The sequence below is a fragment of the Providencia manganoxydans genome (assembly GCF_016618195.1).
In the GTDB taxonomy this organism is placed as follows: domain Bacteria; phylum Pseudomonadota; class Gammaproteobacteria; order Enterobacterales; family Enterobacteriaceae; genus Providencia; species Providencia manganoxydans.
The window spans coordinates 2,219,919-2,233,939 of record NZ_CP067099.1; the positions used below are offsets into that span (position 1 = coordinate 2,219,919).

Consider the following 14,021-nt stretch of genomic DNA (forward strand, 5'->3'; position numbering starts at 1 on the left):
ACGATGATTAGCCAATTTGACGTAAAAATTCAAGTAACATGACGATAAAGCAGAGTTATTTTACTGGTTGTTTCGCGGCAATCATGAGATTATTTTTTATTAAGCTTAATATCAGAAGGATGATTTTGTGGAGTATTTCTCTCTGTATGGACTATTTTTAGCCAAAGTTGTCACAATTGTCGTGGCGATTGTTGTGCTTGCCGTTTTTGTATTTGGTGTTGGAATGCGTCGTCAAGGTAGCCGAGGTGAACTAAAAATCACCGATTTAGGTGAAAACTACCGTGAACGTCAACGTCAAATGCAACAAGTTAAAATGAATGATGCTGAACATAAAGCGTGGTTAAAAGCGTTTAAAAAACAGCAGAAAACAAAAGAAAAAAATGAAAAAGCAGGGGCGAAAACAGGCCAGACGGCGGTAAAAAAGCCTTGTTTATATGTCCTCGATTTTAAGGGGAGCATGGATGCACGTGAAGTGAGCTCTTTAAGAGAAGAGATCAGTGCTGTACTTGCCGTTGCAGATCAGCAGGACGAAGTATTATTACGCCTTGAAAGCCCAGGTGGTGTGGTACATGGTTATGGTTTAGCGGCATCTCAGCTATCTCGTTTAAAAGAGAAAAATATTCCATTAACCGTGGCTGTTGATAAAGTGGCTGCGAGTGGTGGGTACATGATGGCATGTATTGCGACAAAAATTGTTGCAGCGCCGTTTGCTATATTGGGATCAATTGGTGTGGTAGCACAGGTACCTAATATCCATCGTTTACTGAAAAAACATGATGTTGATGTCGAGCTTCATACTGCTGGTGAATATAAACGAACATTAACTATGTTAGGTGAAAATACTGAACAAGGTCGTAAAAAATTTGTTGAAAACCTCAATGAAACCCATGATCTATTTAAGCAATTTGTTCATCAAAATCGTCCATCATTGGATATCGATTCAGTTGCTACAGGTGAATATTGGTACGGTACTCAAGCATTAGATAAAGGTTTAATTGATGAGCTTGGGGTGAGTGATGATATTATTATTGCTTCAATTGATACAAAGGAAATTGTCGGTATTCGCTATACGCAGAGTAAAAAAATGCTAGAGCGTTTTACAAGTAGTGTGTCCGAAAATGTAGACAAACTACTATTGCGTTGGTGGCAGCGAGGTCAAAAACCGTTTATGTAAATAAATTGAGACTTGGTTTGCTCGCAAATTATCTATTTCATATCTATTATTAATTACCGGCTGATTGCCGGTAATTTTTTGATTACGTACCATTACTTAAGGTGATATTTTTCTGAAAACAAATGGGATAAATGTTTGTACATATTGAAAGCTGCGGTACTTTTTGCGGTTGGGATACCATTTTCATCTAAAAAGAATTCACCTTTAAAAACTAAAGTGCCGCGATGTTGCTCTACAGTATCAACAAACATACCATGAATGTAGTCTTCATGTTTCTTTATGATCTCATTAGCTTTTTCAAGAAGTTCGTTTTGTGTTATAGATTGGATATCATCGTGCATTAGTTAGCTCCCTTAAGAAAATAATTGGTTGCGTCTCGTATTTTATCAGGTAGAGTGTGTGCTTTTCGTTGATATGAATTAGTTATTATACGGCTAAAATCAGTCAGCTAGAACACTTTATGTTCTTTTTAGCATAGCGTGATTTGCTTTGTAGTTTTTGCTTAAACGCAAACAATTTAAAGAAATTATATTGATATATTGCAATTGTGCCGCAATATAAAAAAGAGATTTTCATTTTGCGCATTTTAATGTAGAAATGCGCCATCGTAGAAATTTAGGTAAAGGTAAATATGGGTAAAGCTCTTGTTATCGTGGAGTCCCCGGCAAAAGCCAAAACGATCAATAAGTATCTTGGCAGTGGCTACGTTGTCAAAAGCAGCGTTGGCCACATTCGTGATCTGCCGAAAAGCGGGTCCGGCTCACAAAAGAGTACAGGCTCATCTACCGACAAAACCAAAAAGGTTAAAAAAGATCCTCAAGCTGCGTTAGTAAAACGTATGGGGATTGATCCTTACCATGGTTGGAAGGCGAATTATCAAATTTTGCCCGGTAAGGAAAAAGTAGTTTCTGAATTACAAGCGTTAGCGGCAGATGCAGACCATGTCTATCTTGCGACGGACCTTGACCGCGAAGGGGAAGCTATTGCATGGCATTTACGCGAAGTGATTGGAGGGGATGACTCCCGCTTTAGTCGTGTCGTGTTTAATGAAATTACTAAAAATGCGATTAAACAAGCGTTTGAAAGCCCAGGTGAACTAAATATTGACCGGGTTAATGCGCAACAAGCACGCCGTTTTATGGATCGCGTGGTTGGTTATATGGTATCGCCTTTATTATGGAAAAAAGTGGCTCGTGGTCTATCTGCGGGTCGTGTGCAATCAGTCGCTGTGCGTCTGATTGTTGAGCGTGAACGTGAAATTAAAGCGTTTGTGCCTGAAGAGTATTGGGAGCTCCATGCCGATCTCGCTGATAAAGATATCGCGGCATTGCGAATGGAAGTTACTCATCGATTAGGTAAGCCTTTTAAACCCGTTACCAAAGCAGAAACTGAAGCGGCGGTAGGCCTGTTAGAAAAAGCGCGTTTTCAAGTTGTCGACCGTGAAGACCGACCAACGTCAAGCAAACCTAGCGCACCGTTTATCACATCAACATTGCAACAAGCGGCAAGTACTCGGCTTGGCTTTGGTGTGAAAAAAACCATGATGATGGCTCAGCGTCTTTATGAAGCGGGTTATATCACCTATATGCGTACAGACTCAACCAATTTGAGCCAAGATGCATTAAATATGGTTCGTGGTTATATCAGTGACAATTTTGGTAATAAATATCTACCAAAAGATGTCATTGTCTATAGCAGTAAAGAGAATTCGCAAGAAGCGCACGAAGCCATCCGTCCTTCAAGTGTTGATGTATTAACTGACTCGCTGAAAGATATGGAAGCTGATGCGAAGAAATTGTATCAGTTGATTTGGAATCAATTTGTTGCTTGCCAAATGACGCCGGCAAAATACGATTCAACAACATTGACTGTGAAAGCAGGTGATTTCGAGCTTAAAGCCAAAGGCCGTACCTTACGCTTTGATGGTTGGACGCGTGTCATGCCTGCATTACGCAAAAACGACGAAGACAAAACATTACCACCAATTCAGGTGGGTTCTGAATTATCATTAGTCGAATTGCTGCCAAGCCAACATTTCACTAAGCCGCCAGCGCGTTTTAGTGAAGCATCACTGGTTAAAGAGCTAGAAAAGCGGGGTATTGGACGCCCATCAACTTACGCGGCCATTATCTCGACTATTCAAGACCGTGGTTATGTTAAAGTTGAGAATCGTCGTTTCTACGCTGAAAAAATGGGTGAAATCGTTACTGATAGGCTGGAAGAGAACTTCAATGACCTAATGAACTACGATTTTACTGCTCGCATGGAAAATCAGCTCGACCATGTTGCTAACCATGAGGCTGAATGGAAAGCGGTACTGGATGAGTTTTTCTCAGACTTTAGTAAGCAACTTAATATTGCAGAAAAAGAGCCTGAAGAAGGTGGCATGCGTACTAACCCAATGGTGATCACATCCATCATTTGTCCTGATTGTGAACGTCATATGGGGATCCGCACAGCATCGACAGGGGTATTCCTTGGTTGTGAAGGTTATGCATTACCACCAAAAGAGCGTTGTAAGAAAACCATCAACCTTATTCCTGAACACGAAGTTCTGAATATTCTTGAAGGTGATGATGCAGAAACCAATGCGTTACGTGCGAAACGTCGTTGTCCAAAATGCGGCACTGCGATGGATAGCTATGTGGTCGATAACCAACGTAAACTGCATGTATGCGGTAACAACCCCGCTTGTGAAGGCTATGAAATCGAAGAGGGTGAGTTCCGCATTAAAGGGTATGATGGCCCAGTAGTTGAGTGTGATAAATGTGGTTCTGAAATGCACCTAAAAACAGGTCGTTTTGGTCCATATATGGGGTGCACCAACGAAGAGTGTAAGAACACACGTAAGATCTTAAAAAATGGTGAAGTTGCCCCACCAAAAGAAGATCCAGTTCCATTGCCTGAACTGCCATGTGAAAAATCAGATGCTTATTTCGTTTTGCGTGATGGTGCTGCTGGCGTATTCCTTGCAGCCAATACGTTCCCGAAATCACGTGAAACACGTGCGCCATTGGTTGAAGAATTACAGCGCTTCAGAGAGAGATTACCAGAGAAATTAGCATATTTGGCTGATGCTCCTGCTAAAGATCCTGAAGGAAACCCAACGGTGGTTCGCTTTAGCCGTAAAACGAAACAGCAATATGTTTCTTCAGATAAAAATGGCAAAGCAACCGGCTGGAGTGCGTTTTACGTTGATGGTAAATGGGAAGTTAAAGACAAATAAGTGTTTTTAATGTCTCTTCAAATATAAAGGCGATAGTTTTTCTATCGCCTTTTTCATTTCAATTTTGGCCTCAGTTTTTCATTTCAATTTTGGCCTCAGTTTTTCGTTTTATCTCGCCATATGGATCTATCTTAAAAACCGTATTATTTGAGTTAAGTTTTATTTTATGTGGCAAACCGCAAAGCAATCCAAAATGGAGTTGCTATTCTATTTATAGTTATCATTGATAAGTGATATTCAGTATTGTCATATTATTAAACGTAAGAGCTATAACACCATCACAACCGGAGGTTGAATGAAACTCAAAATATGTTTACTAGCAGGCTTACTAACTGCATTTGCAGCCAATGGCGCAGAAAAAACGGTAGAATTGAAAGAAGCAACAGCACAAGGAGAAGGAAAAACAATTGGTGAAGTTGTGATCTCTGAAACGGACTATGGATTATTGTTTACGCCAAAACTAACAGGTTTAGCACCAGGTATACATGGATTCCATATTCATGAAAACCCAAGCTGTGATGCAGGTGAAAAAGAGGGCAAAATGGTTCCTGCATTAAAGGCTGGTGGGCATTTAGATCCTGAAAAAACAGGTGTACATAAAGGGCCTTATGATAAAACAGGCCACTTAGGCGATCTGCCTGGTTTAGTTGTGGATACTAAAGGAAATGCAGATTATGCCGTTCTGGCACCACGTTTAAAGGAGCTTAAAGCAGTAGAAAAGCATGCCATTATGGTACATGTAGGGGGTGATAACTATTCAGACCACCCAGAGGCATTAGGTGGTGGCGGTGCTCGAATGGCATGTGGTGTTATTGACTAGTTGCATATATGGGTCTTTCCTAACAATGGGAAGACTCAAATATTGTATGTCGTATTTAACTGTATTCATTATTCTTAATTCTTAGCTTGAAAGGTTTTATTTTTTGCTCACCTGATGTGTATTAATTCTTTATAGTTATAAAAAATCAATCAATAACATTAATATTGGATTATCCAATTTGGCTCGATGTGTCATCATACCTGTTTTTTATGAAAGTAAACCCATGTAATTTATTGATAAATAATAGAAAAAACCAAAGCAAAAGTTTACAAATCTCAAAATATATTTTTTAAAAAACAATGAAAATAGTATAAGCGCAGATTGAAACTCTCAGTTTTATCAATATAAGAGTATTCGTAGTGCCTTTCTCTTAAGTAAAAAATATTGTTAATAAAGATAGTTGTAATCTTATTCAATTGGACAGTTTTATATTACACTGGGCGAGAAAAAAATCATTGATGTGTCAGGCAATGTTGCTGACGTGATGATATCACCACTGAGTCGCTACGGGTTCAAGACAGCAAATGATATTAAAATCAGTGTTACGCACTAACAATTTTTTTAGCAAATGAAATATTGAAACTATGGTATCCCATTTTTAAGAATGGAATACTCAAAAGGCTCCAATCACTCGGAGCCTTTAATTTATTGAAAACTAACGATAATGTATTTTGTGAGAATATTTAGGTATCGATTTTACTGGTGGCTGTATAAATATACAGTATAGTTGCTTGTTTACCAAATACGAATACGCTGTTCTGGTTCTAGGTATAATTTATTGTCTTTATCAACACCAAAGGATTGATACCACTCATCCATATTACGGACGACACCATTTGCGCGGAATTGATTCGGACTGTGTGGATCTGTGAGGATCTTATTACGCTCAGATTCTTTATTTGCAAGTTCTTGCCATGTTCTTGCCCAAGAGATAAAGAAGCGTTGTAACCCAGTGGTTCCATCAATAATGGGAGCTTCTCCATTTGGATAGTTCTCTTTAACAAATTGCTTATAAGCACTTAGGGCGATATTTAGACCGCCTAAATCGCCAATATTTTCACCTAATGTTAATTGACCATTCACTTTTTGGTCACCAACAGTGAAACTATCGTATTGTGCGACTAACTTATCCGTCTTTTGCTTAAAATGTTCTTTAGCGGTATCGCTCCACCAATTTCGTAATTGACCGGTACCATCGTATAGGCTGCCTTGGTCATCAAAGCCATGACCCATTTCGTGGCCTATAACGGCACCAATTGCGCCATAGTTGTAGGCAGGGTCAACATTAGGATCAAAGAATGGCGCTTGTAGTATTGCCGCAGGGAATACAATTTCATTTTGCACTGGATTGAAATAAGCATTGATGGTTTGTGGGGTCATTCCCCATTCCCATTGACGTACTGGCTGGCCGATTTTGCTCATATCATCGTGATAGAACCAATTGAGCACCTGCTTATAGTTATCAAGTAAATTATCTGAAGTTAAATTAATATCGCTAAAATCATGCCATTTATCCGGATAACCAACCTTAACTGTAAATTGGTCGAGTTTTTTAAGTGCCTCTTGACGGGTTGGTTCATCCATCCAGTCATTTTGGGTTAAACGTGACTTAAATGTGCCTCTGACGTAACTGACCAAATCAGTAATTTTTGCTTTGGATTCAGGATTAAAGTATTTTTCAACATAAATTTGCCCCATAGGTTCGCCTTGTAAACGATTAACGGTTTCAAGAGCGCGTTCTTTGCGGGTTCTTTGTTTTTCCACGCCGTTTAGTTTACGTGAATAAAAATCAAACCGAGCGTCAGAATAGTCACGATTTAAATAAGCGGCTTGGTTACTCAAATAATGAAAACGTAAGTAGTCTTGTAGCGTTGAGACAGGCGTGTCAGCATAAATTTTAGCCAGTTGTTCAACCGCACTATCATTTTCGACAATAATTTTATTCAACTGTTTGTTTGAAAGTTGCCATTGATTAATAAAGCTCTCCCATTCAAACCCTTTAGTGAATTTTTTCATTTCATCTAAGGTCATTGGGTGATAGTTCTTTATGGTGTCACGGCGTTCTTCTGGACTCCAATGCACTTCAGCCATTGATTTTTCTAAGTCAAAAATTTGTTGTGCTTTTTTCTCTACGTCTTTTTCACCTGACAGTTTTAAGATTGTCGCTATATAGGCGATATAGTTTTTGCGGATCTCTTCCATTTGTGGTGTTTGGTCGAGGTAATAATTACGATTTGGTAAACCGAGGCCTCCTTGTCCTAGGTATAAAACGTAGGTATCAGGTTGTTTGGCATCAAGGTCAACCCAATACGAGATAAAAGGTGTATAAGCAGGCTGAGCCATTAACTTATTTATATCATTGTGATTTTTTGCACTACTGATAGCGTCAAGGTCGCTTTTGAGCGGTGTGATACCTGTTTTTTCTATCGCCTCTTCATTTAAATAACTAGTATATAAATTGCGAATATTTCGTTGGTTATGATTGAGAGCGCTTTCTGGTGTGCTCTGTAATTCATCGATAATGGTTTGTAGTTGTTTTTCTGTATTCAGGTATAGCTCAACAAATGAGTTGATCCGTGGCATACCCGTTGGAATTTTGGCTTTACTAATCCAATCCTGATTAACATAGCGATAGAAATCATCTCCAGAAACGATATTGTCAGACAATACAATTTTTTGATCGCCGTAAGAAATTTCTTTCGCATGGAGGGAAGGCACCATAGCAATAGTTGACATGCTAATTAACAGCGCCAATATTTTTTTCTGCATGTAATATCCTCTTTTATATTTCCATTTTAGCCAAATCGTCTTGCACTTATTCAATCATAGATCGTGAAACGTGAATTGTATCTTTTCATTTTCTTACTGATCCCAAGTATAAATTATTTCAAAATAAATTAACTTAGGTGAAATTTTATCATCTGGCTATTCATTCTGTACGGAATGATGATATATTGGTTATATCAAATCGACTATATATAGCTTTTAATTATAAGTAATAATTTTTAGCTATAGCAAATTTCTTGCTGCTCTGTAGAGGTGGATCGCAATATGAAATTACAGCAATTACGTTATATTGTTGAAGTGGTTAATCATGACTTGAATGTCTCTTCAACCGCTGAAGGGTTATTTACCTCACAGCCTGGTATCAGTAAACAAGTGAGAATGCTTGAAGATGAGTTAGGTATTCAAATTTTTGCCCGTAGTGGTAAACATCTAACACATGTTACGCCTGCTGGTGAAGAAGTGATCCGTATTTCCCGAGAAGTCCTCTCAAAAATTGAAGCCATCCGCTCTGTAGCAGGCGAACATACTTATCCTGATAAAGGCACATTACATATTGCGACGACTCATACACAGGCTCGCTATGCATTACCTCCGGTGATCAAAGGCTTTATCGAGCGCTACCCACACGTTTCATTACATATGCAACAGGGATCACCAACCCAAATAGCGGAAGAAGTGTGCAAAGGAAATAGTGATTTTGCGATAGCCACTGAAGCATTACATTTATACAGCGATTTGATTATGCTGCCTTGCTACCATTGGAATCGATGTGTAGTGGTGCAAAAAGGGCATCCATTAGCAGAAAAGAAAAATGTGACTATTGAAGATGTCGCTCAGTATCAAATCGTAACATATACCCATGGTTTTACTGGTCGTTCTGAATTGGATGTGGCATTCCAAAAAGCAGATCTTGAACCCAAAATCATTTTTACAGCAACAGATGCCGATGTGATTAAAACTTATGTTAGGTTAGGGCTGGGTATCGGTATCATTGCCAGTATGGCTGTGAATCCTGAATTGGATAACGATTTGGTCGTTATCGATATGCGCGATAAGTTTAGTTATAGCACCACGAAAATTGGTTTTAAACGAACCAGCTTCTTACGTAGCTATATGTATGATTTTATTTGGCGTTTTGCGCCTCATTTAACCCGAGATGTTGTCGATAAAGCGATTGCACTTCGTAATAATGAAGATATTGAAGAGATGTTTAAGGACATTAAATTACCGATCGTGTAATTGAGTGATCCTTTTCATTGAATGGTGGATCCGTAGTAGGATCCATCAAACCTACCTTTATTACTAACCATTTCGCTTTATATCTCTTCTTTTTATGATAGTAAGTACAATAAATTTATGGATTTGACACAAAATCCATAAAGTAAATAATTATAGCAACTATAATTACAAGTACTTAACAAATCTTATGTCATTTGCTAGGTAAATAAGATGACCGATAATCATCATAAAAAACCAAGGAGGAGTTATGTCGTTGAGTCTAAAAACGCAGAGTGCAGCAACACTCAGTGTGGGAAGCAAGCTCTATAATTACTTCAGTTTACCGATTGCGACTAAGCAACTCGGTGATCCTACAAAACTACCCAAATCCCTTAAAGTTCTGCTCGAAAATCTATTGCGAAATATCGATGGCAAATCAGTGGTCGAAGCCGATCTACAAGCGATTATTGATTGGCAAAAAACTGGGCATGCTAATAGAGAAATAGCTTATCGACCAGCACGTGTATTAATGCAGGATTTTACTGGCGTACCCGCTGTGGTTGACCTTGCAGCGATGCGAGAAGCGGTTAAATCGTTAGGGGGTAATGTTGAGCAAGTTAACCCATTATCACCTGTTGATTTGGTTATCGACCACTCGGTGATGGTGGACGAGTTCGCAACAAATAATGCCTTCGATGATAACGTCGAAATTGAAATGAAGCGTAACCATGAGCGTTACCTATTTCTACGTTGGGGGCAAAAAGCATTCAATCGTTTTAGAGTTGTGCCACCTGGAACCGGTATTTGTCACCAAGTCAATTTAGAGTACCTTGGTAAAGCCGTATGGTATGAAGAAATAGATGGCAAATTATTTGCTTATCCAGACACTTTAGTAGGTACTGACTCCCACACCACCATGATTAATGGTCTTGGTGTATTAGGTTGGGGTGTTGGGGGCATTGAAGCTGAAGCTGCTATGTTAGGTCAGCCTATCTCTATGTTGATCCCTGATGTGGTCGGTTTTAAATTGACAGGCAAATTAGCGGAAGGTATCACAGCGACGGATTTAGTTTTAACCGTAACTCAAATGCTACGTAAGCATGGTGTGGTTGGGAAGTTTGTTGAATTTTATGGTGATGGTCTCGCTGATTTACCACTCGCGGACAGAGCAACTATAGCTAATATGTCCCCTGAATATGGGGCAACCTGTGGTTTCTTCCCAGTAGATGAAGTGACACTGAGCTATATGAAATTAACTGGGCGTAGCGATCAAGAAATTGCCCTAGTAGAAGCGTATAGCAAAGAGCAGGGGTTATGGCGTCATAAAGGTGATGAGCCTATCTTTACCAGCACACTAGAACTGGATATGTCGACAGTTGAATCCAGTTTGGCGGGTCCTAAACGTCCACAAGATCGTGTTGAACTGAGCCAAGTGCCAAAAGCATTCCAAGCAGCAATTGAGTTAGAGCTGAACAAAAAAGATAAAGCCGCTCATTTAGCTGTTGAGTATCAAGGGCAAAACTTTGAAATGAAAGATGGCGCAGTGGTCATTGCCGCTATCACGTCTTGTACTAATACCTCTAACCCAAGTGTTCTTATGGCTGCAGGGCTATTAGCGAAAAAAGCTGTAGAGAAGGGGCTCACTCGCCAGCCTTGGGTGAAATCATCATTAGCACCGGGGTCAAAGGTTGTTACCGATTATTTAGCATTAGCAGGGCTTACGCCTTATTTAGATCAGCTTGGATTTAACCTAGTCGGCTATGGCTGTACAACCTGTATTGGTAACTCAGGTCCTTTGCCTGAACCGATTGAACAAGCGATCAAACAAGCTGATTTAACGGTGGGTGCAGTATTATCAGGCAACCGTAACTTTGAAGGCCGTATCCATCCATTAGTGAAAACTAACTGGCTGGCTTCACCACCGCTGGTGGTTGCTTATGCATTAGCAGGTAACATGAATATTAATGTCAAAACGGATCCTTTAGGTAAGGATACACAAGGCAATGATGTTTATCTGAAAGATATTTGGCCATCAAGTGCTGAAATTGCTCAAGCTGTTGAAAAAGTTAAAACGGATATGTTCCGCAAAGAATACAGTGCGGTTTTTGATGGTGATGAAGCATGGCAGGCCTTAGCAGTTGAAAGTTCAGCAACGTATAACTGGCAGGAGGATTCGACCTATATTCGCCATCCACCTTTCTTTGAAGGTATGAAAGCTACACCAGAAGCGGTTAAAGATATTCATGGCGCTAATATATTAGCGATTTTAGGCGACTCAGTGACTACTGACCATATCTCTCCAGCTGGTAATATCAAAGCGGATAGTCCTGCTGGGCGTTATTTACAAGAGCATGGTGTTGCCGCGGCTGACTTTAACTCATATGGTTCACGCCGTGGTAACCATGAGGTTATGATGCGAGGAACATTTGCTAATATTCGCATTCGTAACGAAATGGTACCGGGTGTTGAAGGTGGTTATACAAAACATATTCCAAGTGGTAAACAAATGGCGATTTATGATGCAGCCATGTTGTATCAAGAGGAAAAACGTCCCTTAGCCATTATCGCAGGTAAGGAATATGGTTCTGGCTCCAGCCGTGACTGGGCTGCTAAAGGAACTAACTTGCTAGGCGTCCGTGTCGTTATTGCGGAGTCTTACGAGCGAATTCATCGTTCAAACTTAATCGGTATGGGGGTGATCCCTCTTGAGTTCCCTCAGGGAACCACGCGTAAAACTCTAGAGTTAAAAGGGGATGAACGCATTGACGTTGAATACCTACAATCCATTGAACCTGGACAACATATTGTGGTGAAAATCACTTATGGTGATGGTCATGTTCAAGAAATTGCGACACGTTGTCGTATTGATACAGCGACGGAAATGGAATATTACCGTCATGGTGGTATCTTGCACTATGTGATCCGTCAAATGCTGCATTAATTTTAATCAATCAAACTAAAACGCCCATATGTGTTTGCCCTATGGGCGTTTTTTATTGTTATTTCGCAATATTAGGTTATTTAATTCAAGTTATGATTGTTACGTAAAGAAAGATTAATAAGTTAAATTGGGAATACATCATAAAAATGAAAATATTTTGATTTTTTTATGGAAAATTTAGCTTAAAAATTTCGTTACCGGAAAGAGTTGTGTTTAACTTTTTATAGCAGTAGAGAATAGTACTTAGGGGTATTTTAAAGTCGCTAGGCAACGTAAAGGATGAATACATGGCAGATATTAACGCAACTGATTTTTATAAAGGTGCACTATGGGCAGCAGATATTTTAGTTAGCACTTCTTCAAGCCATCGCTATAAAGAGGAAATCAGAGATATTCTTGAGCATATTCCTAATTTGTATTCCATTGTGATGCAAACGCCAGAAACTGAGGTATTTGATCTACGTTTATTTGTTGATAAAGAATTCCCATTAGGACGTAATGCGGATTATGTTTCGTTTGAGCTGGTTGCTTTAGCTAAGGATGACACAATTGTTGCATTACCTGAAAAATCTACCGATCCAGTCGAGATGTATCAAACAAGAGAAGATATTTATTCATGGGGAGTGGTTGCGAAAACAACTGCGGGCAAACAACTTCTTATGATCACAGGCGTATTTGAGCCTAGTGTCGCTAAAAACTATGTCGAACGTTTGACTGAGCAACTAGCAGCCCAAAAAGCCTAAATCTTAAATATAAAAAGCCCGCCAATAGCGGGCTTCAGAGTATTACGCCGATATTTACAAAATTTTGGCTTCAGCCAGTTGTAATGCGAAGTAGGTGAAGATCAAATCTGCACCAGCACGTTTAATCGAGCCTAATGTTTCAAGGGTGACGCGGGTTTCATCAATCGCCCCAGCCATGGCAGCAAATTTAATTTGTGCATATTCCCCACTGACTTGATAAGCACCGATAGGAAGCTCTGTGCACTCACGCAGATCACGAATGATATCGAGATAGGCACCGGCAGGCTTAACCATTAGCGCATCAGCACCTTCTTGCACATCAATTAATGATTCATGAAGTGCTTCACGGCGATTCATTGGATTCATTTGGTAAGTTTTGCGATCACCTTTTAAACAGGATCCTGCTGCATCTCTAAATGGACCGTAAAGGGCGGATGCAAACTTGGTTGAATAAGACATAATCGCAGTATCTGTAAAACCTGCGGCATCAAGCGCATGACGGATTGCGGCAACTTGTCCATCCATCGCCGCAGAGGGAGCGATAAAATCTGCCCCTGCACGGGCAGCAGCAACAGCTTGTAAACCTAAATTGTGAATAGTGGCATCGTTATCGACAATATCACCATGCATTACGCCACAGTGGCCATGAGAGGTATATTCACAGAAACAAGTATCTGACATAACAATCATTTCAGGAACGGTATCTTTACAAATACGCGACATACGCGCCACAAGGCCATTTTCTTGCCACGCATCGCTACCTGTTTCATCAAGATGGTGGGACACACCAAATGTCATCACGGATTTAATACCAGCTTTAGCAATACGTTCGATTTCATAAGCTAAACGTTTTTCAGGAATACGTACGACACCAGGCATACTGGTTATTTGCTGATAATCATCTAAGCCTTCTTCAACAAAGATAGGCAGACATAGATCATTAATAGAAAGATGGGTTTCTTGGAATAAATCACGCATTTTTTCGGATTTACGTAATCTTCTCATGCGTTGGATAGAATGCAGGTTGTTCACCGTAGCTCCTTGTTATCAGAAAAATAAACTTAAGGTGTTAAATTTATTGGCAAACAGTATATACTCGTTATACTTCAAGT

Annotated in this window: 9 protein-coding genes; 6 read left to right on the forward strand and 3 right to left on the reverse strand. The window is 39.7% G+C overall.

The genetic code is table 11. The annotated features are described in order from the left end of the window. Positions 1–127 precede the first annotated feature (127 nt). Positions 128–1,174, forward strand: coding sequence for a protease SohB (gene sohB / locus JI723_RS09880; protein ID WP_070928118.1), 1,047 nt, complete (start codon positions 128–130; stop codon positions 1,172–1,174). Between the two features lie 92 nt (positions 1,175–1,266). Here sohB and JI723_RS09885 read toward each other — a convergent pair whose 3' ends face one another. After that, the gene (locus JI723_RS09885) at positions 1,267–1,515 is read right to left on the reverse strand and encodes a DUF2498 family protein (RefSeq protein WP_070928116.1); all 249 of its coding nucleotides are present in this window, start codon (positions 1,513–1,515) and stop codon (positions 1,267–1,269) included. 290 nt (positions 1,516–1,805) lie between these two features. Here JI723_RS09885 and topA point away from each other — a divergent pair, with 290 nt between their 5' ends. Together topA and sodC are read left to right on the forward strand one after the other, a co-directional pair. Further along, entirely contained in the window at positions 1,806–4,400 is a 2,595-nt protein-coding gene (gene topA / locus JI723_RS09890; protein WP_140179542.1) for a type I DNA topoisomerase, read from the forward strand. A 295-nt stretch (positions 4,401–4,695) separates the two neighbouring features. Then, positions 4,696–5,220 (forward strand): superoxide dismutase family protein, encoded by a 525-nt coding sequence (gene sodC / locus JI723_RS09895; protein ID WP_070928112.1) that lies wholly within the window; start codon positions 4,696–4,698, stop codon positions 5,218–5,220. Positions 5,221–5,955: 735 nt separating this feature from the next. Here sodC and JI723_RS09900 read toward each other — a convergent pair. Further along, positions 5,956–7,989 carry a M13 family metallopeptidase gene (locus JI723_RS09900; RefSeq protein WP_337979340.1) on the reverse strand — a complete coding sequence of 678 codons (2,034 nt, stop codon included), beginning with the start codon at positions 7,987–7,989 and terminating at the stop codon, positions 5,956–5,958. Positions 7,990–8,271: 282 nt separating this feature from the next. Here JI723_RS09900 and cysB point away from each other — a divergent pair, with 282 nt between their 5' ends. The 3 genes from cysB to JI723_RS09915 all read left to right on the forward strand — a co-directional run bounded on the left by cysB (position 8,272) and on the right by JI723_RS09915 (position 12,909). Further along, positions 8,272–9,246 carry an HTH-type transcriptional regulator CysB gene (gene cysB / locus JI723_RS09905; RefSeq protein ID WP_070928108.1) on the forward strand — a complete coding sequence of 325 codons (975 nt, stop codon included), beginning with the start codon at positions 8,272–8,274 and terminating at the stop codon, positions 9,244–9,246. A gap of 247 nt (positions 9,247–9,493) precedes the next feature. Beyond that, positions 9,494–12,166: an aconitate hydratase AcnA gene (gene acnA / locus JI723_RS09910; protein ID WP_272580112.1), complete on the forward strand. Its 2,673-nt coding sequence runs from the start codon at positions 9,494–9,496 to the stop codon at positions 12,164–12,166. Positions 12,167–12,453: 287 nt separating this feature from the next. Beyond that, complete coding sequence (locus tag JI723_RS09915) at positions 12,454–12,909, forward strand: hypothetical protein (protein ID WP_070928106.1); 456 nt, start codon at positions 12,454–12,456, stop codon at positions 12,907–12,909. A 54-nt stretch (positions 12,910–12,963) separates the two neighbouring features. Here the strand turns inward: JI723_RS09915 and hemB are convergent, their stop codons facing one another. After that, complete coding sequence (hemB, locus tag JI723_RS09920; protein ID WP_272581391.1) at positions 12,964–13,941, reverse strand: porphobilinogen synthase; 978 nt, start codon at positions 13,939–13,941, stop codon at positions 12,964–12,966. Positions 13,942–14,021 lie beyond the last annotated feature (80 nt).

Coding starts and splice junctions, on each gene's coding strand:
- JI723_RS09885 (WP_070928116.1), bottom strand. CDS start 1,515: ATGCACGATGATATCCAATCTATAACACAAAACGAACTTCTTGAAAAA.
- topA (WP_140179542.1), top strand. CDS start 1,806: ATGGGTAAAGCTCTTGTTATCGTGGAGTCCCCGGCAAAAGCCAAAACG.
- sodC (WP_070928112.1), top strand. CDS start 4,696: ATGAAACTCAAAATATGTTTACTAGCAGGCTTACTAACTGCATTTGCA.
- JI723_RS09900 (WP_337979340.1), bottom strand. CDS start 7,989: ATGCAGAAAAAAATATTGGCGCTGTTAATTAGCATGTCAACTATTGCT.
- cysB (WP_070928108.1), top strand. CDS start 8,272: ATGAAATTACAGCAATTACGTTATATTGTTGAAGTGGTTAATCATGAC.
- acnA (WP_272580112.1), top strand. CDS start 9,494: ATGTCGTTGAGTCTAAAAACGCAGAGTGCAGCAACACTCAGTGTGGGA.
- JI723_RS09915 (WP_070928106.1), top strand. CDS start 12,454: ATGGCAGATATTAACGCAACTGATTTTTATAAAGGTGCACTATGGGCA.